The sequence below is a fragment of the Rahnella sp. EDr1-12 genome (assembly GCF_049206505.1).
In the GTDB taxonomy this organism is placed as follows: domain Bacteria; phylum Pseudomonadota; class Gammaproteobacteria; order Enterobacterales; family Enterobacteriaceae; genus Rahnella; species Rahnella rivi.
In genome coordinates, this window is sequence record NZ_JBLZNY010000001.1 from 517,167 (window position 1) to 538,185 (window position 21,019).

General features: G+C 51.3%; 22 protein-coding genes. 12 read left to right on the forward strand and 10 right to left on the reverse strand.

Annotated elements, in window-relative coordinates; all coding sequences use genetic code 11:
• Window positions 1-25 precede the first annotated feature (25 nt).
• From pdxH to anmK, 3 genes are all read right to left on the reverse strand, one after another.
• Entirely contained in the window at window positions 26-691 is a 666-nt protein-coding gene (gene pdxH / locus ACO0U8_RS02260) for a pyridoxamine 5'-phosphate oxidase (RefSeq protein ID WP_056773638.1), read from the reverse strand.
• Between the two features lie 101 nt (window positions 692-792).
• On the reverse strand, window positions 793-1,104 hold the full coding sequence (locus ACO0U8_RS02265) for an MliC family protein (RefSeq protein ID WP_056773634.1): 312 nt from the start codon (window positions 1,102-1,104) through the stop codon (window positions 793-795).
• Window positions 1,105-1,189: 85 nt separating this feature from the next.
• Window positions 1,190-2,308 (reverse strand): anhydro-N-acetylmuramic acid kinase, encoded by a 1,119-nt coding sequence (gene anmK / locus ACO0U8_RS02270; RefSeq protein ID WP_217203336.1) that lies wholly within the window; start codon window positions 2,306-2,308, stop codon window positions 1,190-1,192.
• A gap of 394 nt (window positions 2,309-2,702) precedes the next feature.
• Here anmK and ACO0U8_RS02275 point away from each other — a divergent pair, with 394 nt between their 5' ends.
• Window positions 2,703-3,173 (forward strand): glycine zipper 2TM domain-containing protein, encoded by a 471-nt coding sequence (locus ACO0U8_RS02275; protein ID WP_056773629.1) that lies wholly within the window; start codon window positions 2,703-2,705, stop codon window positions 3,171-3,173.
• Window positions 3,174-3,300: 127 nt separating this feature from the next.
• Here the strand turns inward: ACO0U8_RS02275 and slyA are convergent, their stop codons facing one another.
• On the reverse strand, window positions 3,301-3,735 hold the full coding sequence (gene slyA / locus ACO0U8_RS02280; protein WP_056773626.1) for a transcriptional regulator SlyA: 435 nt from the start codon (window positions 3,733-3,735) through the stop codon (window positions 3,301-3,303).
• A 194-nt stretch (window positions 3,736-3,929) separates the two neighbouring features.
• On the opposite strand from slyA, the gene ACO0U8_RS02285 reads away from it, so the two are divergent.
• The 3 genes from ACO0U8_RS02285 to ACO0U8_RS02295 are packed head-to-tail and all read left to right on the forward strand — an operon-like array spanning window position 3,930 to window position 7,075.
• Window positions 3,930-4,154, forward strand: coding sequence for a DUF1656 domain-containing protein (locus ACO0U8_RS02285; protein ID WP_056773732.1), 225 nt, complete (start codon window positions 3,930-3,932; stop codon window positions 4,152-4,154).
• Window positions 4,155-4,156: 2 nt separating this feature from the next.
• Window positions 4,157-5,014: an HlyD family secretion protein gene (locus ACO0U8_RS02290; protein WP_056773621.1), complete on the forward strand. Its 858-nt coding sequence runs from the start codon at window positions 4,157-4,159 to the stop codon at window positions 5,012-5,014.
• A gap of 9 nt (window positions 5,015-5,023) precedes the next feature.
• The gene (locus tag ACO0U8_RS02295; protein ID WP_421670202.1) at window positions 5,024-7,075 is read left to right on the forward strand and encodes an FUSC family protein; all 2,052 of its coding nucleotides are present in this window, start codon (window positions 5,024-5,026) and stop codon (window positions 7,073-7,075) included.
• 18 nt (window positions 7,076-7,093) lie between these two features.
• Here the strand turns inward: ACO0U8_RS02295 and ACO0U8_RS02300 are convergent, their stop codons facing one another.
• Together ACO0U8_RS02300 and ACO0U8_RS02305 are read right to left on the reverse strand one after the other, a co-directional pair.
• Window positions 7,094-7,990 carry an aldo/keto reductase gene (locus ACO0U8_RS02300; protein WP_056773616.1) on the reverse strand — a complete coding sequence of 299 codons (897 nt, stop codon included), beginning with the start codon at window positions 7,988-7,990 and terminating at the stop codon, window positions 7,094-7,096.
• Between the two features lie 117 nt (window positions 7,991-8,107).
• Window positions 8,108-8,347 carry a DUF1289 domain-containing protein gene (locus ACO0U8_RS02305; RefSeq protein WP_056773615.1) on the reverse strand — a complete coding sequence of 80 codons (240 nt, stop codon included), beginning with the start codon at window positions 8,345-8,347 and terminating at the stop codon, window positions 8,108-8,110.
• A 411-nt stretch (window positions 8,348-8,758) separates the two neighbouring features.
• On the opposite strand from ACO0U8_RS02305, the gene ACO0U8_RS02310 reads away from it, so the two are divergent.
• The 3 genes from ACO0U8_RS02310 to rnt all read left to right on the forward strand — a co-directional run bounded on the left by ACO0U8_RS02310 (window position 8,759) and on the right by rnt (window position 11,235).
• Window positions 8,759-9,850, forward strand: a complete 1,092-nt coding sequence (locus ACO0U8_RS02310) for an alkene reductase (protein WP_056773611.1) — start codon at window positions 8,759-8,761, stop codon at window positions 9,848-9,850.
• 158 nt (window positions 9,851-10,008) lie between these two features.
• Complete coding sequence (gloA, locus tag ACO0U8_RS02315) at window positions 10,009-10,416, forward strand: lactoylglutathione lyase (protein WP_056773609.1); 408 nt, start codon at window positions 10,009-10,011, stop codon at window positions 10,414-10,416.
• A 102-nt stretch (window positions 10,417-10,518) separates the two neighbouring features.
• Window positions 10,519-11,235 (forward strand): ribonuclease T, encoded by a 717-nt coding sequence (rnt, locus tag ACO0U8_RS02320; RefSeq protein WP_072158074.1) that lies wholly within the window; start codon window positions 10,519-10,521, stop codon window positions 11,233-11,235.
• 126 nt (window positions 11,236-11,361) lie between these two features.
• On the opposite strand, the gene ACO0U8_RS02325 is transcribed toward rnt, so the two are convergent.
• Entirely contained in the window at window positions 11,362-11,709 is a 348-nt protein-coding gene (locus ACO0U8_RS02325; RefSeq protein WP_056773605.1) for a Grx4 family monothiol glutaredoxin, read from the reverse strand.
• A 459-nt stretch (window positions 11,710-12,168) separates the two neighbouring features.
• On the opposite strand from ACO0U8_RS02325, the gene ACO0U8_RS02330 reads away from it, so the two are divergent.
• On the forward strand, window positions 12,169-13,083 hold the full coding sequence (locus ACO0U8_RS02330; protein ID WP_217203334.1) for a C40 family peptidase: 915 nt from the start codon (window positions 12,169-12,171) through the stop codon (window positions 13,081-13,083).
• Between the two features lie 162 nt (window positions 13,084-13,245).
• Here ACO0U8_RS02330 and ACO0U8_RS02335 read toward each other — a convergent pair whose 3' ends face one another.
• Window positions 13,246-13,335 (reverse strand): YnhF family membrane protein, encoded by a 90-nt coding sequence (locus ACO0U8_RS02335; protein ID WP_122095584.1) that lies wholly within the window; start codon window positions 13,333-13,335, stop codon window positions 13,246-13,248.
• Window positions 13,336-13,668: 333 nt separating this feature from the next.
• On the opposite strand from ACO0U8_RS02335, the gene purR reads away from it, so the two are divergent.
• On the forward strand, window positions 13,669-14,694 hold the full coding sequence (gene purR, locus ACO0U8_RS02340) for an HTH-type transcriptional repressor PurR (protein WP_056773596.1): 1,026 nt from the start codon (window positions 13,669-13,671) through the stop codon (window positions 14,692-14,694).
• A gap of 197 nt (window positions 14,695-14,891) precedes the next feature.
• Here the strand turns inward: purR and punR are convergent, their stop codons facing one another.
• Window positions 14,892-15,797 carry a DNA-binding transcriptional activator PunR gene (gene punR / locus ACO0U8_RS02345; protein ID WP_122095585.1) on the reverse strand — a complete coding sequence of 302 codons (906 nt, stop codon included), beginning with the start codon at window positions 15,795-15,797 and terminating at the stop codon, window positions 14,892-14,894.
• Window positions 15,798-15,933: 136 nt separating this feature from the next.
• On the opposite strand from punR, the gene punC reads away from it, so the two are divergent.
• Entirely contained in the window at window positions 15,934-17,145 is a 1,212-nt protein-coding gene (punC, locus tag ACO0U8_RS02350; RefSeq protein WP_056773587.1) for a purine nucleoside transporter PunC, read from the forward strand.
• 350 nt (window positions 17,146-17,495) lie between these two features.
• Window positions 17,496-18,647: a cyclopropane fatty acyl phospholipid synthase gene (gene cfa / locus ACO0U8_RS02355; RefSeq protein WP_122095586.1), complete on the forward strand. Its 1,152-nt coding sequence runs from the start codon at window positions 17,496-17,498 to the stop codon at window positions 18,645-18,647.
• Window positions 18,648-18,725: 78 nt separating this feature from the next.
• On the opposite strand, the gene ACO0U8_RS02360 is transcribed toward cfa, so the two are convergent.
• Window positions 18,726-19,379 carry a riboflavin synthase gene (locus ACO0U8_RS02360; RefSeq protein WP_056773582.1) on the reverse strand — a complete coding sequence of 218 codons (654 nt, stop codon included), beginning with the start codon at window positions 19,377-19,379 and terminating at the stop codon, window positions 18,726-18,728.
• Between the two features lie 254 nt (window positions 19,380-19,633).
• On the opposite strand from ACO0U8_RS02360, the gene ACO0U8_RS02365 reads away from it, so the two are divergent.
• Window positions 19,634-21,007 (forward strand): MATE family efflux transporter, encoded by a 1,374-nt coding sequence (locus tag ACO0U8_RS02365; protein ID WP_056773580.1) that lies wholly within the window; start codon window positions 19,634-19,636, stop codon window positions 21,005-21,007.
• Window positions 21,008-21,019 lie beyond the last annotated feature (12 nt).

The following is a 21,019-nucleotide window of genomic DNA, read 5'->3' on the forward strand; positions in this document are numbered from 1 at the left end:
TAGGGAATCGCGTGTTTTTTCGTGGTTAAGGGGCGAGGCGGTCTATTTTCCAGCCAGTTTGGCTTTCGGCGGTGTCACGCTGATAAATGAACCGATCGTGCAGACGGTGTTCGCCGCCCTGCCAGAACTCCATCGAATCCACTTTCACGCGAAAACCACCCCAGAAACTCGGCAACGGGACTTCGCCTTTGCTGAACTTCTGTTTCAGTTCGAGGAATTTACTTTCCAGCACGCCGCGCGCCGAAATCCGGCTGGACTGCTGTGAAACCCACGCGCCGATCTGGCTGTCTTTCGGGCGGCTGGTGAAATACTTCATCACCTCGAGCGTGGATAGACGCTCAGCCTGACCGAGCACAATCACCTGACGGTCAAGCATATGCCACGGGAACAGCAGACTGATGCGGGAGTTGTTCGCCAGCTGTTGTGCTTTGCGGCTGCCCAGATTGGTGTAGAACACCAGCCCTTTTTCATCGTAATGCTTGAGTAACACGATCCGCTGGTAAGGCTGACCCTGTTCATCGACCGTCGCCACGACCATTGCTGTCGGATCCGCCAGTTTCGCGTCACACGCTTGTTTCAGCCAGTGCTCAAACAAAGGCAGCGGCTCAGCAGTCAGATCGGCGCGACGCAGCCCGCCGCGCGTGTATTCCCGGCGCGAGTCAGCAACATCAAATTCATTATTATCAGCCATATGGGTTCAATTGCATCTCAACAAAAGGTAATGGCATTGTGCACCCGCCGCGTCAGGATCTCAATGTTCCTGACGCGGCGGGTTGGGAAAGGCTAAGGGGGTTATTTCTGCACGCAGTCATCGATGATGACGTTATCACCACGCTGTACGAAGGCCTGACTGCCTTTCGACCAGAAGGTGTAACGGCTGTCGCTGTATTTAGTGCCGGAGGCGGATTCCACCTGTTTCAGTTTCAGTTGCTCACCGTCGAGCACCATGCTCACCTGCTGCGCCGGTTTATCGAGCGTGACGGTCAGCGGCAAAGTGCCGCACTGATAATGTAACTCCTGCGTCGGGCTCTCAGCCTGATGTTGAAACTGGCTACATCCGGCCAGCGTTAATCCTGCTAAAGCAGCGAAAATCGCCTTTTTCATTTTGTGCTCCCTGATTGTTTTTAGTCTCTCTCAGTTATGTACCACGCCCGCTGGCGCGGCACATTGAGATAAAACCGAGAACGCATCAGGATCGGGGGGAAACCACCGGATATATGGCACCGAGCACGGTTTCGCGGCTGGCGCCGGTCACGGAGGGCAGATTACCCGACTGGCCGGATAACGTGCGGAACGCCAGCCAGGCAAACGCCAGCGCTTCCATGTCATCACCGCTGATGCCAAAGGCATCCGTGGTACACACTTCGGTGCCTGGCAACATGGCGGAGAGCCGTGCCATCAGCAACGGATTTCGGGCACCACCGCCACACACCATCAGACGATCGCAGCCGCCGGTCAGTTGAACCTGTTCGGCAATACTGACGGCCGTCAGTTCGGTCAGCGTGGCCTGCACATCGACCGGAGAGATTTCGTGGCCGCGCGCCAGCTGTTTCTCCAGCCACGCCATGTTGAAGTATTCGCGTCCGGTGCTTTTCGGCGCTGGCTCGGCAAAATAGGCGTCAGAAAGCATCTGCTGCAGCAACCGTAAATTCACCCGCCCCTGAGTCGCCCATTCCGCGTTTTTGTCGTAAGGCTGATGCTTGTGACGCAAGATCCAGGCATCCATCAGCATGTTGCCGGGGCCGGTATCATAGCCACGGACCGGTTGTCCGGGCAGAAGCATTGAAAGGTTGGCGATGCCGCCGATGTTGAGGATCATTCTCCGTTCGGCCGTATCGGCCAGCAATGCCTGATGGAACGCAGGCACCAGCGGCGCGCCCTGCCCGCCCCACGCCATATCTCGGCGGCGGAAATCCCCTACGGTCGTGATACCGGTCATGGCCGCAATGCGGTTGTTATCACCCAGTTGCATGGAAAATGTGGTGTCACCTTTTGGCTGATGCCAGACAGTCTGGCCGTGGCAACCAATCGCCGTGACTTCCTCGGGTGAAATTCCTGCGCTTTTCAGTAAGCCCAACACCGCTTCCCCGAAGAGAATACCCAGTTGCGTGTCCAGCTCACCGACCTGTTGCAGTGTCACCTGCTGTCCCTGACACATTCCCAGCACGGCATTTTTCAGCGCGATGGGGATGGGATGCGAATAACTTGCCTGCTGCGCCACCATGCGTTCATCAATGGCCGCCAGCACCACATCCACGCCATCCAGACTGGTGCCGGACATCACGCCAATATAGCGACCCGACTTTATAGATAACATCCTTCACTCCTCACTAAAAAGTGCCGACAGGGTTTGACACAGAGTAGGCAGAATTACGATGACAACACCATGAATTACTGAATTTTTATTACGCCTTGTGATGACTCCGTGTTTTTCATCCCACGTTTTCCTCTTTCAGAAATATCCACAATGTAAAAATCAACATTTAACTATGTTAACTGCCGGTGTTTTTGATTTAACACAAAGCTGTCTTAAACTTAAACCTGCGTTTATTATTAGTTGAGGCGAACTTCGGTATACTCGAAGACAGTTAAGTGAATATGGTATATGACAGCCTCGACAGTGATGTTGAACTGTGTATCGGTTTTTCTCTGTTGTTGTCTCTACCCTGAAAGATGTGCAGCAGCATATAAAGGAGCTATTTATGATTAAGCGTTTACTGGTCGTCGCACTTGCCGGCGTTTCCCTTGCTGGCTGCGTCAGCGATAATTCTCTGTCTGGCGACGTTTACTCCTCTTCGCAGGCCAAACAAATCCAGCAGGTTACCTACGGCACCATCGTTTCTACCCGTGCAGTACAGATTCAGGGTGGCGATGATTCCAACATTATCGGCGCGCTGGGCGGTGCCGTGTTAGGGGGCTTCCTGGGTAATACCGTCGGTGGTGGTACCGGTCGTAGTCTGGCAACCGCTGCGGGCGCAGTGGCCGGTGGCGTGGCGGGTCAGGGCGTTCAAAGCACCCTCAACCGTTCTAACGGTGTAGAGCTGCAAATCCGTCGTGATGACGGGTCAACGATTCAGGTTGTTCAGAAAGCCGGTGCGACTAAATTCAGCGTCGGACAACGTGTCAGCATGGCCAGCAGTGGCAGCACTATCACGGTTTCTCCGGGTGCCTGATAGTTTCTCAGTCTGTAAGACAGCCTGAAACCAAAAAACCGAAGCCAAAGGCTTCGGTTTTTTTATGGGCAACCCTTAAAGAAAGAGTCAAAGCAACGCTGTGTGACGTGAACAGAACAAAAGTGATTTATGATTTGCTTTGCAATGCAGCAATATTTTTTTCCAGGCGAGACAACATCCCCCCCAGTTGTTCAATTTCAGCAGCAGACATACCGGACAAAATTTCTTTGCGCGTTGAGTCAATCACCGTCTCCATTTCATGGATGATCGGCGCAGATTCTTCGGTGAGTTTGATGCGTTTGGCGCGGCGATCGCTGGCGCAGGTCTGCCGGGTGATCAACTTCTTTTCTTCGAGCTGATCCAGCGTGCGGACCAGAGAAGGCTGCTCGATACCGATGGCTTTCGCCAGCTGAATTTGTGACTGTTCCGGAGGTAACATATTGATATTGTGCAATGTTACCCAATGCGTTTGCGTGAGTTCTAACGGCTTTAGCCGATCGTCAATCAACGCACGCCAGGCACGAACTAATCGTGCTAGATCTGACCCCAGATTCGATTCCAATTATCCCCTCCTTATAATTAGCATGCTAAGATAACTCCCCAGAGTTTAGCTTAGTTTTAGGAACTTTAATCGAGAAATTACAATTCTATATATAATGGTAGGTACTGTTGCATCCGGAAGCGGCCACAATGCTTCCAAAGGTAAACTCGTTTATAACACAATCACCGGCAGAGATTAATATTGTGAATGCGCAAATGTTTCACGCAGGCTTCCCGCTCCCCGATTTGGTCGTCGGTGCCTCACTTTATTTCCCCCCGATGTTTAAAGCATTTTTACTGGGACTGGTTTTTTGGCTTTTGATTCATCGGGTGGTACGTGACTGGATTTATTCCGGCGAAGTCTGGCATCCGACGCTGATGGATTTATCCCTGTTTGTGATCTGTATTTGCGCCGCACTGTTGCTTATGGTGAACCTCTGAAAATGAAATTCAAAACCCTTAAATATTTCTCAACTGTGCTGGTTTTCGCGGTCGCAATATGTGCCGGATGGTGGATGTGGAATTACTACATGCAATCCCCGTGGACGCGGGATGGTAAGGTGCGGGCTGAAATTGTTGATATCACTCCGGAAGTCTCAGGCCGGATCATTGACATTAATGTGCATGATAATCAGTTTGTTAAAAGTGGCGATCCGCTGTTCAGCCTGGATCCGGTCCCCTTTAAAATTGCCGTCGATAATGCCGAAGCGGCGCTGGCGAAAGCGGCAGCGGATTTAGCCAAAGCCAATCATGAAGCCGCGCGCCGTCGTGGTCTGGGCACCAACGTTATTTCTGCCGAGTCACTGGATGAGTCCAATATTAGCGCCAAAGCCATGCAGGCGGCTTATCAGGGGGCGCAGTCCTCATTAGAACAAGCCAAATGGAATTTGAGTAAAACCAATATTGTCGCCCCCACTGACGGTTATATAACCAATCTGCAAACCCGCAAAGGCAATTATGCCACCACCGGCACACCTCTGGTCGGCCTGGTGGATATTCATTCTTTCTATGTGCTGGGTTATTTCGAAGAAACCAAACTGAAAAATATCCGTGAAGGGGATCTGGCGGACATCACTTTATTTAACGGTAATATTCCTCTTAAAGGCCATGTGGAAAGTATTGGGCGGGCGATTTATGACCAGAGCCTGGACGCCTCTGACGACCTGCTGATGAACGTCAAACCGAATGTACCCTGGGTGCGTCTGGCGCAGCGTGTGCCCGTGCGCATCAAGCTCGACACGGTCCCCGCAAACACCATTCTGGTTGCAGGCACCACCTGCACCATTTCAATCCTTAATTAAGGCCATGCCGTGAATTTCTCCTGGCTGGAATGGAAGAATACCCCGTGGGGAAAAGCCACCGGCGGCCAATGGCGGTACGCCCTGCGCAACTCCATCGCCATGATACTGGCGCTGTATATCGCCTTTGAATTTCAGATGGATGAACCCTACTGGGCGTTAACTTCCGCAGCGGTAGTCAGCTTTCCCACCGTGGGCGGCGTGATCAGTAAAAGTATCGGCCGTATTATTGGCAGCCTGCTCGGTGCGATGGGGGCCGTCTTTATCGCCGGGCATTGTCTCAATGAACCCTGGCTTTTCACGCTGGCCATCGCCACCTGGCTTGGCCTGTGTACTTACGTCTCCAACCATTATCAAAACAACGTCTCATACGCTTTCGCGCTGGCCGGTTACACGGCGGCAATCATTGCGTTTTCAACCGTCGACGTCACGGATCCTACCCAAATTTTTGACATCGCTCAGGCGCGAGTAGGTGAAGTGATCACCGGTATTTTATGCGGTGGTTTCATGATGATGGTGCTGCCCAGCACGTCGGACGGCGATGCCCTGCTCACCTCTTTGCGCAAAATGCACACCCAGTTACTGGAACATGCGCAACTGTTATGGAATGCAGAAATCAATGACCAAATCCGAAGTTCTCACGAGGGGCTGATCGGTCAGATACTGACGCTGAATCTGTTACGTATTCAGGCGGTCTGGAGCCATTACCGGCTACGTCGTCAAAACAATGTGCTTAATTATTTGCTGCACCAGCAACTGCGCATGACCAGTTTTATTTCCAGCCTGCGCCGCATGTTACTGAACTGGCCGCAGCCGCCTGAAAATCTTGCTCAAGTCCTGAGTATTTTGCTCGATGAACTGCGTAAACCCGACACCGACAAATACCGGCTTTCGCAGATCCTTCTGCTGATAAAACCTCAGGACACCGCCGATTTTCGCCATCAGGCGTTTTGGACGCGTTTGCGCGATTTCTGCTGGCTGTACGTGCGCAGCGAACGTTGGTTACGCCGCGTGGAGAACGCTAATGTGGCCGAAGCCGAAACCCTTCAGCCGCCAAAAATCACCCATCTGGCGCAGCATACAGATACCGTTGAAGCCGCTTATAACGGCCTGCGAACGTTCCTGTGCATTGTGATCGGTTGCGCGTTCTGGATGACAACGCAATGGGATTCCGGCGCCGGTGCCGTGGCGCTGACGGCGGTCAGCTGTGTGCTCTACTCCTCCACCGCGTCTCCCATCAGCAGCGTGACATTGCTGATCAAATCCCTGGGGTTACTGTTTATCGGCTGCTTTGTGCTTAAGTTCGGGCTGATGATTCAGATCGATAACTTCTGGGTGTTCTGTGCCTTTTTCCTGCCAATGCTGGTCACCATGCAAATGATGAAACTGCAATATAAACGCTTTGCCGGATTGTGGGGGCAGATGATCGTGTTTATGGGCTCGTTTCTTGCGGTCACTAACCCGCCGGATTATGACTATGGTGCGTTCATGAACGACGGCGTGGCAAAAATCGCGGGCGTAATGTTAGCCGGCATTGCGTTTCAGGTTTTGCGGCCAAGCTCTGATAAGCGCAAAAGCCGTCGCATAATCCGGGCACTGCGCCGGGATTTCATGGATCAACTTAGCCGCAAACCCTCCCTGAGCCATTTCCAGTTTGAATCACTGATTTATCACCGGATGAACCAGCTGAGTCAGAGTAAAGATCAGATTTCCCGCACATGGCTGTTGCGCTGGGGCGTGGTGCTGCTCAACTGCCGTCACATCGTCTGGCAGTTACGCGAATGGGAAACCCGCTCCGATCCGCTGTCAGCGGTGCGCGACGTCTGTATTCATTGTCTGAAGGGTGTGATGACCGAGCGCGGTGTCAGTCATGAAAATCTGGATGCGACACTTACGGAATTATTGCGCATGAGCAACTCGCTGGCGCATCATCCTGAACCTGCGGCGCGTGAACTGGCGGGGGTAATCTGGCGGTTGTACTGCTCACTGTCACAACTTCAACAGGCGATTTCGACGGAAGATGGCCCGGCGGATCCTGCGTTAACCACCACAAAACCCGCCTGACCATTCACCCGCAAAGGGTTACGGAACGTCGTAACCCAGCGCCGCTTTGCGAATACGGAACCACTGCTGGCGGGTCATCTCCAGAGACAACGCTTTGTACGCAGACTGCACGCGTTCAATTTTACCGGAACCGATAATCGGCAACGGCTGCGACGGCAGACGCATGATCCAGGCATACACCACCTGTTCGATAGTGTCGGCGCCGGTTTCATTCGCCACGTTTTGCAGCTCATCGCGCAGCGGCTGGAACCCGGCTTCACTGAACAAACGGCCGCCTCCCAGGCATGACCAGGCCATCGGTTTAATGCGTAATTGCTGGCATTGATCCAGCGTCCCGTCGAGGATCGCAGGCTGATGGATAGGAGAGATTTCAACCTGATTGGTGACCAGCGAAAACGGCAGGCGTGACTGCAACAGGCTGAACTGTGCTGGCGTGAAGTTAGAGACGCCGAAGTGTTTTACTTTGCCGCTTTTGTGCAGTTGTGTGAACGCTTCTGCCACTTCGTCGGCATCCATCAGCGGGTCCGGGCGGTGGATCAACAGCAGATCCAGATAATCAGTGTGCAGATTGGTCAGGGATTTTTCCGCGCGTGCAATGATGTACTGCGCATCAGTAATGTAATGCCCGATTTTATTGTCAGGATCGGCAGTGGTGGCAATACCGCATTTACTGACCAGCTCCATTTGCTCACGCAGCGCCGGTTTTAAGCGCAGAGCCTCACCAAATGCCGCTTCACACTGATAACCTCCGTAAATGTCAGCATGATCGACGGTGGTAATGCCCAGTTCGATATGCTGTTGCATAAACGTCTGAATCTGCTGCGCTGTCATCTCCCATTCCATCAGACGCCAGTAACCGCAAATCAGCGTTGAGAAAACCGGGCCTTGTGGCGATAAAGGGGTACGTGGATCCATGATCATCTCCTTATTTTTGATATTTTCGACCAACAGAATACACAACGGCCATCGCGCTGTATTGATGCTGACAGGCAGAAACAAAAGGATGTGAAGCTGAGACGCCCGCTTTGATGATTAAAACAGCTCCGGCTGCTCCGGCTGAGGTTCATCGGGTGTTTTTCCGGCGCGCTGCTGACGCAACAACCGCTGCTGACATAAACGCAGCACATGGCGTTTTTCGGTGTCGGTCATTTTTATCCAGCCAAAGCGTTCATCGCGGCTGCGCAGGCAACCGCGGCAATAGCCCCGTTCGTCGGCCTGGCAGATGCCACGGCACGGGCTGGGGATGTCAAAAAACTCGAGCTGCTGAGCCACAGGCCCTCCGCAAATAGTGCTGAACTTTTATTCAAGACGTTTTCCCGCCATCCCGCAAGGTGAATCATGTCATGCATTTCATTCTTCAAATTACTGCAACACTGATCTGCTACCGTCCGTTCAGCCATTTCACCTGTCGGAAATGGTCAGACTGTTTCGCCTGCCCTCATCAAGAAAACAGAAATTTGCCCTCACCTCAGCCGGCACCCGCCGGCTCTTTTTTATTCTTTTTCTGTTCCTGAACCCGCCATGCACACCCGGCTATGAGAGATATTTCGCGAAAAAGCACCGTGCGCGTAGTCACCGGCAATGAAGATGGGATAAAAAAGACACCATTATTTAAGATCGTTTGACGTGAGTGAGATCCCTTAACGTCTTACCGATCAGTCCATTAACGTTGGAGTTTTTGACATGACCAAGCTTTTCTCCCCGATTGTTGTCGGTAAAAATACCTTACCGAATCGAGTATTTATGGCTCCACTGACCCGTCTGCGCAGCATTGAACCGGGTGATATCCCGACGCCGCTGATGGGCGAATACTATGCCCAGCGCCACACCTCTGGCCTGATCATCACTGAAGCGACGCAGGTTTCTTTCCAGGCGAAAGGTTATGCGGGCGCACCCGGTTTGCACACGCCTGAGCAGGTCGCTGCGTGGAAGAAAATCGTTGCAGGCGTTCATGATAAAAAAGGACATATCGCCGTTCAGCTGTGGCACACCGGGCGTATCTCACACAACAGTGTGCAGCCGGACAATCAGACACCGGTTGCGCCTTCTGCCGTCAACCCCAATACCCGCACCAGTCTGCGTGATGAGCAAGGCAACGCGATCCGCGTCGACTGCCCTACTCCGCGTGCGTTAGAACTGAGTGAAATTCCGGGCATCATCAATGATTTCCGTCACGCTGCGGCCTGCTCTGCAGAAGCCGGTTTCGATTACATCGAACTGCATGCTGCGCATGGTTATCTGTTGCACCAGTTTATGTCTCCGGCGTCTAACCTGCGTGAAGACCAGTACGGTGGCAACATTGAAAACCGCACACGCCTGACGCTGGAAGTGGTGGATGCTGCGATTGAAGAGCTCGGCGCAGAACGTGTGGGTATCCGTATTTCACCACTGGGACCGTTTAACGGCCTGGATAACGGTGAAGATCAGGTGCAGGCAGCCATCTATCTGCTGGATGAACTGAACAAACGTAAACTGGCTTATCTGCATATTTCTGAGCCTGACTGGGCTGGTGGTAAGCCTTACACCACTGAGTTCCGTGAGGTGATCCGCGCGCATTATCAGGGCGTGATTGTCGGTGCCGGCGCTTACACGGCTGAGAAAGGCGAAGAACTGATCGAAAAAGGTTACATCGATGCCGTAGCCTTTGGCCGCAGCTACATCGCTAACCCGGATCTGGTTGAGCGTCTGAAATCTCATGCACCGCTTAACGAGCCAAAACCCGAAACCTTCTACGGCGGCGACGCTCAGGGTTATACCGATTACCCGACCCTGTAATGATATAAAAGTTATCTCCACTTTTCGGCGACCGATGCCCTCCGGCCGCCGTTTTTTTGGTCAGAGATCCAGCAGCTGTTCGGGGTTTTACAGACAAAACCGCCGCTATCGGTTAGGCTGAAACTGATTATTCTCATCCTGCAAATAAAGAGGAACCTATGCGTTTACTCCATACCATGCTTCGCGTTGGCGATTTACAACGCGCAATCAGCTTCTACACCGACGTTTTAGGCATGCGCCTGCTGCGTACCAGTGAAAATACGGAATACAAATATTCGCTGGCTTTTGTTGGCTACACGGATGAAAGCGAAGGCGCAGTCATTGAGTTAACCTACAACTGGGGCGTTGACAGCTATGACATGGGCACTGCCTATGGGCACATCGCGTTAGGCGTGGATAACGTGGCGCAAACCTGCGACGACATCCGTAACGCAGGTGGCAAAGTCACCCGTGAAGCGGGCCCGGTCAAAGGCGGCTCCACCATTATCGCTTTTGTTGAAGATCCGGACGGCTACAAAATCGAGCTGATCGAATCCAAACACGCAGGCCAGGGTCTGGGCAACTGATCCGTTGCGTGCAGTCTCAGGGCGCGAAAGCGCCCTTTTTTTTGCCCACTGAAATGTCGAATATTCGCCACACGCCTGCAACTCGCGGCAAAATTTGTCATAATGTGCGCTGAATTCGATAAAGATAAGAAACTAATGGCCGAGAATAGTGACATTAACGCCCTGAGAGGCCGTTTTCGTGGTTTTTATCCGGTAGTGATCGATGTTGAAACTGCCGGATTCAATGCCAAAACTGATGCGCTGCTGGAAATTGCCGCCATCACGCTAAAAATGGACGAAGACGGCTGGCTGGAAAGCGACGAGACGGTCCATTTCCACGTCGAGCCTTTCGAGGGTTCCATTCTGGTGCCAGAGGCGCTGGCGTTTAACGGTATCGACCCGACAAATCCGTTGCGTGGTGCGGTCAGCGAATATGACGCCCTGCATGAGATTTTCAAAGTCATTCGTAAAGGGATGAAAGAGCAGAACTGCAACCGCGCGATCATCGTGGCGCACAACGCCAATTTTGATCACAGCTTCCTGATGGCCGCCGCCGAACGCGCCGGGCTGAAACGTAACCCGTTCCATCCGTTCGCGACCTTTGATACCGCAGCGCTGAGCGGGCTTGTTCTCGGGCAGACGGTGCTGGCAAAAGCCTGTATCAGCGCGGGGATGGTCTTTGACAGCAGCCAGGCGCACTCCGCCTTGTATGACACAGAGCGCACGGCTGAACTGTTCTGCGAGCTGGTAAACCGCTGGAAGCGCCTGGGCGGCTGGCCGCTGGCCATCAGCGCCGAAGAGCAGGAAGACGAAACCGCATCAGAAGAACATCAGCAGTAAGCGGTTGACGTGAAGGAACACGCTGACGGACAAACAGGCCGGACGCATAAAAACAAAAAGAGCGACGCAATGTCGCTCTTTTTATTGTCATCAGCAGCCCTGAAGGCGGCCAATTTCCGCTGCTGATTACTCTTCAGATTCAGAAGATTTGTATTTCTCAGCGGTTTCTTTGATCAGCTGTTGCAGTTCGCCACGCTGATACATTTCAATCACGATGTCACAACCGCCGACCAGTTCACCATCAACCCACAGCTGCGGGAAGGTAGGCCAGTTAGCAAATTTTGGCATCTCTGCGCGGATATCCGGGTTCTGCAGGATATCGACGTAAGCGAAACGTTCACCACAGGCAGACAATGCCTGAACTGCTTGTGCAGAAAAACCGCAGCTTGGCAGTTTTGGCGAGCCTTTCATGTACAGCAGAATCGGGTTTTCAGAAACTTGCTTCTGAATTTTTTCAATTGTTGGAGTGGTCATTTCTTGCTTCCTCAAGCCGGTACAGGCTGTCACGGTCATTACTCTTCACGCGCAGCACAAAAAAGTGCTGAATCACATTGCCCTCTATTGTAACGATGGCAGCTATCAGATAAAAACGCCATTTTTTGCAGGGTCTTTCGCAATACTGACATTTTATTTCACTATTTTAAGTGCCTGCGTGCGGGCTCACTAAAATAAAGATTCATCGAGAATAACATTTTTGGCGATGACATTAACCAGGGATTTGCATTTCGCCATGGTTTAACACAAATATTAACCTACTGAAAAATGGTCATTTTATTCACTAAAAATGGCGTTTATTTCGACGTTTTAAAAGCTATTAACTTTTTCTCACAATATGATCTAGAATCGATGCAATTCGTGCTGTTTTGTCTGGTTCTTTTAGGCAATACTCTGACATCTCTGATGTTTAACCTAACCACCTATGGTAACGAAGCTATGCGCTTACTGTTCACGCTTTTTGTGCTGCTCTTTACCCAGCTGTTTCTGAATATTGCTCATGCGTCACCGCAGAGTCGTGTTTCTGCCGATCAGCGAAAGAGTCATGTTAATCAGGTTGCCCCTGAGGAACGTCGAAAGCGAAAAACGGTTGCAGCGAAAACCACTAAAAAAACCAAAGTGGCACCGGTGAAAGAACAACAGAGTCAGGAAAAAAATGCCAGGAAGAGAGTCAAAAGCACCGAACTGGTGACGCGAAAGGCCTCTTCTGTCAAAACAGTGAAAACGACGCGAGCTGAAAGTAAGGCCGAGAGTAAGAAAGAAAAATCACTCAAAACCACCAGAGCTGAAACCAAAGCAGATAAGAAAAGTAAAACCCGGGCTTTGGCGAAAAACGCCACTGTAAAGACCAGCAAGAAAGAAGCGTATGGCCGACACCGAAAAGGCAAGAAATTAGCCGAAGAAGACAGCAAGCCCATTACGTTAAGCGCAACCCACAAGAAACGTTATCAGCATGCTCAGCAAACGGCGATGACCAAGCTGATGCACCAGGTCGGCAAACCTTATCGCTGGGGTGGAACCTCCCCCAATACCGGTTTCGATTGCAGTGGTTTAGTGTATTACGCGTATAAAGATCTGATTCGTATCAAAATGCCACGCACTGCCAACGAGATGTACCACCTGCGCGATGCCGCACCGGTGAAACGCGGTGAACTGGAGTCCGGCGATCTGGTCTTCTTTAGAATTAATAACCGTGGTGCCGCGGACCATGTCGGGGTATACGTAGGTAACGGCAAGTTTATTCAGTCTCCGCGTACCGGTGAAGACATCAAAATTACCTCACTGGGCGACGATTACTGGCAAGATCATTATGTAGGTGCACGTCGGGTAATGACCCCGAAAACGATCCGATAATAAGCAGTTCGTTAAATTTGAAGTTCCGCTAATCATCACTGAATAGCATTTAACGAAGCGTTTGTGCAGGGAAGAATGTCGGCGAAAAGGTCAGTGTGCAAAATTGAAAAGGGCGATCCCTGTATCAGGGTTCGCCCTTTTTGTTGCCCGATGACAGAGCTTTTAGTTCATCACTGCGGTGAAGCTGAAAGCGATAATCATAAGCAACGCGCAAACGGTGGTAATCAACGACAATTTCAGATTACTGTCCATAAAACCCCCTTACGGATCAATTGTGGCGTTTCATTAAGCCACATAAAATGTGTGCCAACGCATTTTCTCATACTTCATCGCTAAAATCCCGCGTTGATTCATGCGCGATATTCCACAATAACACTTCCACTTTGCTGCATTATAAGAGAAAATTGTCGGTTACCACGCCTGTGTGCCGGTCGATTTCACCCGAGAGCGTTTTGCGCCTCACTCTGACGAATCCACCCAACGATTTCACTGCCTTTTTAAAAGTCCGCAGTGAAATCCACGCAAGCAAACGATTAACATAATGCTAACGTGCTGAAACACGTGAGTTCAGGAGTCATTGTTTACATGGCAACGATTAAAGATGTCGCTAAGCGCGCTGGCGTTTCCACCACAACCGTGTCGCACGTCATCAATAAAACACGTTTCGTCGCCGAAGACACCAAAACCGCGGTTCTGCTGGCTATTAAAGAGCTTCACTACTCGCCAAGCGCCGTTGCGCGCAGCCTTAAGGTCAATAACACCAAAACCATTGGCCTGCTGGCGACCTCAAGTGAAGCGCCCTACTTTGCCGAAGTCATTGAAGCCGTTGAAAACAGCTGTTTCTCCAAAGGCTACACGCTGATTTTGTGTAACTCGCATAATAATCTGGAGAAACAACAGGCCTATCTGCAAATGCTGGCGCAAAAACGCGTCGACGGCTTGCTGGTAATGTGCGCGGAATATCCGGATGAACTGCTGAATATGCTGGAAGAATACCGCTCCATTCCGATGGTCGTCATGGACTGGGGCGAGGCGCGCAAAAACTTCACTGACAGCATTATCGATAACGCCTTTGAAGGCGGTTATATGGCCGGTCGTTATCTGATTGAACGCGGGCATCGTGATATTGGCGTGATCCCAGGGCAACTGGCGCGTAATACCGGTGGCGGTCGTTTCCAGGGTTTCGTCAAGGCGCTGAACGAAGCCAACATTCCTCTGCGCGAAGAGTGGGTGGTTCAGGGTGATTTCGAACCGGAATCGGGTTATCAGGCGATGCACAAAATCCTGATGCAGAAACAGCGCCCTACCGCTGTTTTCTGTGGCGGTGATGTGATGGCGATGGGGGCTATCTGTGCGGCAGATGAGCTCGGTTTACGCGTACCGCAGGATATTTCGGTGATCGGATATGACAATGTGCGAAATGCGCGTTACTTCTCTCCGGCATTAACCACTGTGCATCAGCCGAAAGAGCGTCTGGGCGAAATGGCGTTTACCATGCTGCTGGACAGAATTATCAGCAAACGCGAAGAATCACAGACCATTGAGGTCCATCCCAAACTGGTCGAGCGCCGGTCAGTAGCCGACGGCCCTTTCCGCGATTATCGCCGTTAACAAAAATCTGACGCCTGCCTGTGCAGGCGTTTTTTCTCGTCCCGATCAATACTGGCTTCCGGTATCAGCAGCGTTTAAGCAGCGACGATGAGGGTATTAACTCCTGGCAGGCCAATGCGGGGGTAAGAGTTACGTTCTGACCAAACATTTATCACACCAGCCAACATCCGCCTCACATAGAGGTGGATGTTTTTTTTCTAATCCCGTAACCATTCCTGATTCATCGTTTCTGTATCGCCCATGTATTCCAGCAGCCAGGCCAGCGAAGGAGAGGAATTACTCTGATCCCACGTCAGGCAACACGGGCTGTCAGGGAACGTATTCTCCAGCGCCAGAACCTGTAATTTTTGCTGTTCAATCTGATGACTCACGCGATGAACCGGCATCATCCCTACGCATAAACCTTCGCTCAGACATTCCAGCGCACAAGTCCAGTCAGGCACGACCAGGCGCCGCTGATTATCCAGCGTCCAGGTATCACGCTTGGGTAAGGTGCGCGAAGTATCCTCCAGACACAGCGCCGGATAAGGCCGCAGTTGGTCATCGTTCAGTGCGCCGGAAAGTTGCGCAAGCGGATGCTGAGGGCTGACGACACAGTGCCAGTCCATAAAACCCATATCGCGAAAACTGAAACGCCCGCCCACCGGCACCGCCCGCGTCGCGCCAATTGCCACGTCTGCGCGGCCATCGACCAGCGCATCCCAGACGCCGTTAAATACTTCGGAATGAATGATAAGTTCCGTATCGGGGAAATGACGGTAGAAATCGAGCACCAGCCGCCGCGTTCTGGCGGGTTTCACAATTCGGTCTACCGCCACCCGCAACTCGCCACGCCAGCCGTTTGCAACCTGCTGGCACTGCCGACGCGTAGCTATCATTTTTTTTGTCAGAATCCGTGCTTCATCAACGAAAACTTTTCCGGCAGGCGTCAGCACCACGTCACGGTGACGCCGTTCAAACAAAGGAACAGCCAGCCAGTTCTCCAGCTGACGAACGGTATAGCTGATGGCAGAAGGCACACGGTGAAGATCCTGCGCTGCTGCGCTGAAACTACCGGTACGTGCTACCGCATCAACTACTTCAAGGGCGTATTCTGACCACATCACTTAGCCTTCAATATTTTTCACAGCAGATTGCAAATATTAGCGTTTCACAAGACTGTTATCAAAGCGTTAAACTCTGCATCCCAACTGTTTTCTGCATCACATCATCTGCAATACATAAATTAACGAGACAAAAATGAAACCCTCCTTTGGATTTATGCTCTATCTCGCCGGATTGAGCATGCTCGGCTTTTTAGCCACAGATATGTATCTTCCCGCCTTCAGCGCGATGCAAATCAGCCTGATGACCAGTCCGGGCATGATCAGCGCCAGCCTGAGTATTTTCCTCGGCGGTTTCGCGATCGGGCAACTGCTCTGGGGCCCTCTCTCCGACCGCATTGGCCGTAAACCGGTGCTGATTATCGGCCTGACGCTGTTTGCCATTGGCTGTCTGGGTATTTTGTGGGTGGAAAATGTGCGTGCGCTGCTGGCGCTGCGTTTCTTACAGGCCGTTGGTGTGTGTGCCGCCGCAGTCACATGGCAGGCGATCGTCGTTGACCGTTTCTCCCCGGATGTGGCGAAAAAAACCTTCGCCAGCATCATGCCGCTGGTCGCACTCTCGCCGGCTCTGGCACCGCTGCTCGGCGCATGGGTACTGAATCACTTTGACTGGGAAGCGATTTTCGCTCTGCTGACGGGGGTTACGGTGATCCTCCTTATCACCACGTTGACCTTGCGTGATAAAAAGCACGCAGAACATCCGCCCGAAAATAAAGCCGGTTTTGGTACTTTGCTCACTTCCCGTATTTACACAGGTAATGTGATGATTTACGCCGCCTGCTCTGCGGGTTTTTTCGCATGGCTGACCGGTTCACCGTTCATTTTGAGTGATATGGGTTACACACCGGCGGTTATTGGCCTGAGCTACGTACCGCAGACAATCGCGTTCCTGCTGGGGGGTTTTGGTTGCCGGTTAATGATCAGCAAAATGGATGGCAACAAAATTCTGCCATTTTTATTAGCAGGTTATTGCCTGAGCGTTGTCTGGCTGTTTGTTATTGCGATGTTCACCGATGCCGGTTTGGTGAGTCTGCTGATTCCGTTCTGTTTGATGGCTTTGGTGAATGGTGCAATCTATCCAATTGTCGTCGCAAATGCATTAATGCCATTTCCTGCTAATACAGGCAAAGCCGCCGCGTTGCAGAATACCCTTCAGTTAGGGCTATGTTTTATTGCCAGTCTGATGGTTTCCGCATTTATTGCGCAACCTCTTATGGCGACAGTTACCACCATGCTGTCTACACTCATCTTGGTAGTTTTAGGTCGCTGGTTGTCACAGCGACAAACAAAACGCCAGGCTGACAGCGAAGAGTCCTGTCAGCAGACTGAAGCACGCTCTACTCACTGATCGCAATAATGACCTTGAGTTACAATCACTTAAAGGTCATTAGTGCTCAAGTCGATTAACTATTGAGAATGCATGCAGGCGAGCCTATACTCAATAAAACCTCTAAAAATAACACTTTTACAAAATCTTTATTACAAGCTTTTGTGTGCTACGCGGATCGCGTCACACTATTATTTCAAGGATGATTGACCTGTAAACCTGTTGGTTTGCAGGGGTTCCTCTAAATTTCCTCTGTTGGTGTCGAATATCGGACGGGGCGCTGAGTCGTCTGTTCTCATAAAGACCTGCACAAATAGCCTTTGCTTTTCCCGGCAGGTTAATAAGTCAGAAGAGAAAGTGATGGAGAAGCTATGAGTTCATCGTGTATTGAAGACCAAAGCATTCAGGATAATCAGTGGTATCGGATCGTCAGCGAAATGTTATCTTCCGCTGACATCCAGATTAATGGTAATCGCCCTTTTGACCTTAAAGTAAAAAACACTGACTTCTTCAAGCGTGTTTTGCAGGAAGGTTCTCTGGGTTTGGGTGAAAGTTATATGGATGGCTGGTGGGAGTGTGAACGTCTGGATATCTTTTTCCAGCGCGTTTTGCGAGCCGGTTTAGAAGATAAACTTCCCCACCATTTTAAAGACACATTACGCATCGCAGCAGCACGTCTCACCAATTTGCAATCCCGTAAACGCGCGTGGATTGTCGGTAAAGAGCATTACGATCTGGGCAATGATTTATTCACTCTCATGCTCGATCCCTATATGCAATATTCCTGCGGCTACTGGAAAGAAGCCACCACCCTGGAGCAGGCGCAGGAAGCGAAACTCAAAATGATCTGCGACAAACTGCAATTAAAACCGGGGCTGCGTTTGCTCGATATTGGTTGCGGCTGGGGCGGATTATCTGAATATGCAGCGCGCCATTATGGGGTCAGCGTGGTGGGTGTGACCATTTCCGCTGAGCAGCAAAAGCTCGCACAGGCACGTTGTGAGGGGCTGGATGTCACGATTCTGTTGAAGGATTACCGCGACCTGAACGATCAGTTTGACCGCATTGTGTCGGTTGGGATGTTTGAGCATGTTGGGCCGAAGAATTATCAGACCTATTTCAATGTCGTGAAGCGCAACATCAAGCCTGACGGCATATTCCTGCTGCATACCATCGGCTCAAATAAAACCGACCTGAGCGTGGATCCGTGGATCGACAAATATATCTTCCCGAACGGTTGTCTGCCATCGATTCAACAGATTGCGCACACCAGTGAATCCCTGTTCGTGATGGAAGACTGGCACAATATCGGTGCAGATTACGACAGAACGTTAATGGCGTGGCATGAACGTTTCCAGATTCACTGGCCGGAATTGGCAGAGCGCTACGGCGATCGCTTTCACAGGATGTTCACGTATTACCTCAACGCCTGCGCAGGGGCTTTCCGCGCGCGCGATCTTCAGCTTTGGCAAGTGGTCTTCAGCCCTGAAGGGGTTGACGGTGGACTGCGCGTTCCGCGTTAATTAATGGCAGCGCAACACATAAAAAATCCGGGCATAAGCGCCCGGATTTTTTTATTCACTTCTGAAAGTGCGATGCAATTATTCCGCTTTCTCAATCATCGCCTGTGCCGTCGCAATAGCCGCTTCGCGGCTGGCTAATACACGTTCAACCGTATCGACGATCGCCTGAGTTTGCGGATCGATTTCAATATTAATTTTGTCGCCAAGGCGTCTGGCGCCTAATGTTGTGCGCTGCAACGTTTCAGGAATTAAATGCACGCAAAAACGAGTGCGGGTGACTTCGCCAATGGTCAGACTAATACCATCAATGCCGATATAACCTTTATGTAATACATATTTCATCAAATCTTCATGCGGCATGCGGAACCAGATTTGACGGTTATTTTCTGAGGTGAGAATTTTTGCGACTTCGGCAGTACAAATAATATGCCCTGACATTAAATGGCCACCGATTTCATCATTAAATCGTGCAGCACGCTCCAGATTGACCAGATCGCCAACCTGTAAATCACCAAGATTGGTCAGCCGCAGAGTCTCTTTCATCAAATCAAAACTGACCAGATCACCCTGTACCTCCGTGACCGTCAGGCAACAGCCGTTGTGCGATACCGAAGCGCCGAGCTGAAGATTATCCAGCATATCCTCTGGCATGCGTACAACATGGGTACGGAAATTCGGTTTTTCATCAATCGATACAACCGTTCCGGTACCCTGAACAATTCCGGTAAACATAGCCCTTTCCTCAATTCTGAAATCTGTTGTATTAAGACAACGCTGCCGCCAGTTTGCCGCAGATTTAATTGAAAGCCAAATCTCTGCGGCACAAATAGCACCGGTTCCGGGGATCTCATTATTTAACCAACCATTAACCGCATCGTTTGCTTAAAAATACTGAAAAGGTACAATCTTCTGGCTATTCTCTACACGTCAATGTCGCCTTAAATGGCGTTTTTTTATTCAAAATAATCAACAATAAAGGTGTATCTGTGCAGAAGTACCTCGCAGAAGCGCGGGTGTTATTAGCACTTGCCATCCCGGTCATCCTTGCGCAAATAGCCCAGACATCCATGGGTGTGGTGGATACAATAATGGCCGGTTCAGTCAGCGCGACGGATATGGCTGCCGTCGCCGTCGGGACCTCCATCTGGTTACCGGCCATCCTATTCGGTCACGGTTTATTGCTTTCGCTCACACCGACCATTGCGCATCTCAACGGCGCGGGACGACGGGATAAAATCGGACATCAGGTGCAGCAAGGTTTCTGGCTGGCCTCCGGTGTTTCAGTGCTGATCATCGCCGTACTTTATCACTGCGATCAGATCATTGGTCTGATGCATAACATTGACCCTGAGCTTCAACGAAAAGCCATCGGCTATCTGCACGCCATTATGTGGGGCGCGCCAGGCTATTTGTTTTTCCAGGTGCTGCGCGACCAGTGTGAAGGATTGTCTAAAACCAAGCCGGGCATGGTGTTTGGCTTTATTGGCCTACTGGTGAATATTCCGGTTAACTATATTTTCATCTACGGGAAATTCGGTGCTCCGGCCCTTGGCGGGGTCGGCTGCGGCGTGGCAACGGGTGCCGTATATTGGGTGATGTTTTTCATGATGCGCTTTTACGTGCGACATAATCGCGCACTGAAAGATATTGCCCCGCCCTCACGCTTTGCTAAACCTGACTGGCCGACGCTACGCCGGTTGATCCAGCTGGGTTTGCCGATCGCGCTGGCATTATTTTTCGAAGTGACGCTGTTTGCCATCGTTGCCCTGCTGGTTTCTCCGCTGGGAATTGTGGCCGTTGCCAGCCACCAGATTGCGCTTAACGTCGGTTCACTGATGTTTGTCGTCCCGCTGTCCTTGGGTGTGGCTGCGACGATCCGCGTCGGTTCACGGCTTGGCGAATCTTCCGTTGAAGGGGCAAAAGTCGCCGCTTACACCAGTATTGTTACCGGTATCGTCATGGCCTGTTGTACCGGGATGACGGCGATTCTGTTCCGTGAGCACATCGCGGCGCTGTATAACGACAGCCCGGAAGTGGTTACCCTCGCGTCACATCTTCTGATCTTTGCTGCGCTGTTTCAGATTTCAGATGCGATCCAGGTGATCGGCAGCGGCATTTTGCGCGGCTATAAAGATACGCGTTCCATCTTCTATATTACGTTTGTTGCGTATTGGGTTCTGGGTCTTCCGGTAGGATATACCCTCGGACTGACCGATTTGCTGGTGCCGCGAATGGGACCGAGTGGATTCTGGTGCGGATTTATTCTCGGACTGACGTTCGCCGCCGTGATGATGACGGTACGCATGCGCTGGTTGCAAAAACAAACGTCGTTCACGATTTTGCAAAAAGCAGGCCGTTAACCTTCTTTCACT

What these genes read in the sequence shown, in the direction of transcription:
- ACO0U8_RS02275 (WP_056773629.1), top strand. Translation starts at nt 2,703, where the DNA reads ATGATTAAGCGTTTACTGGTCGTCGCACTTGCCGGCGTTTCCCTTGCT.
- ACO0U8_RS02335 (WP_122095584.1), bottom strand. Translation starts at nt 13,335, where the DNA reads ATGGACAGTAATCTGAAATTGTCGTTGATTACCACCGTTTGCGCGTTG.
- cfa (WP_122095586.1), top strand. Translation starts at nt 17,496, where the DNA reads ATGAGTTCATCGTGTATTGAAGACCAAAGCATTCAGGATAATCAGTGG.
- ACO0U8_RS02325 (WP_056773605.1), bottom strand. Translation starts at nt 11,709, where the DNA reads ATGACCACTCCAACAATTGAAAAAATTCAGAAGCAAGTTTCTGAAAAC.
- rnt (WP_072158074.1), top strand. Translation starts at nt 10,519, where the DNA reads ATGTGCGCTGAATTCGATAAAGATAAGAAACTAATGGCCGAGAATAGT.
- purR (WP_056773596.1), top strand. Translation starts at nt 13,669, where the DNA reads ATGGCAACGATTAAAGATGTCGCTAAGCGCGCTGGCGTTTCCACCACA.
- punR (WP_122095585.1), bottom strand. Translation starts at nt 15,797, where the DNA reads ATGTGGTCAGAATACGCCCTTGAAGTAGTTGATGCGGTAGCACGTACC.
- ACO0U8_RS02330 (WP_217203334.1), top strand. Translation starts at nt 12,169, where the DNA reads ATGCGCTTACTGTTCACGCTTTTTGTGCTGCTCTTTACCCAGCTGTTT.
- ACO0U8_RS02300 (WP_056773616.1), bottom strand. Translation starts at nt 7,990, where the DNA reads ATGGATCCACGTACCCCTTTATCGCCACAAGGCCCGGTTTTCTCAACG.
- ACO0U8_RS02290 (WP_056773621.1), top strand. Translation starts at nt 4,157, where the DNA reads ATGAAATTCAAAACCCTTAAATATTTCTCAACTGTGCTGGTTTTCGCG.
- pdxH (WP_056773638.1), bottom strand. Translation starts at nt 691, where the DNA reads ATGGCTGATAATAATGAATTTGATGTTGCTGACTCGCGCCGGGAATAC.
- punC (WP_056773587.1), top strand. Translation starts at nt 15,934, where the DNA reads ATGAAACCCTCCTTTGGATTTATGCTCTATCTCGCCGGATTGAGCATG.
- ACO0U8_RS02285 (WP_056773732.1), top strand. Translation starts at nt 3,930, where the DNA reads ATGTTTCACGCAGGCTTCCCGCTCCCCGATTTGGTCGTCGGTGCCTCA.
- ACO0U8_RS02265 (WP_056773634.1), bottom strand. Translation starts at nt 1,104, where the DNA reads ATGAAAAAGGCGATTTTCGCTGCTTTAGCAGGATTAACGCTGGCCGGA.
- ACO0U8_RS02310 (WP_056773611.1), top strand. Translation starts at nt 8,759, where the DNA reads ATGACCAAGCTTTTCTCCCCGATTGTTGTCGGTAAAAATACCTTACCG.
- gloA (WP_056773609.1), top strand. Translation starts at nt 10,009, where the DNA reads ATGCGTTTACTCCATACCATGCTTCGCGTTGGCGATTTACAACGCGCA.
- ACO0U8_RS02360 (WP_056773582.1), bottom strand. Translation starts at nt 19,379, where the DNA reads ATGTTTACCGGAATTGTTCAGGGTACCGGAACGGTTGTATCGATTGAT.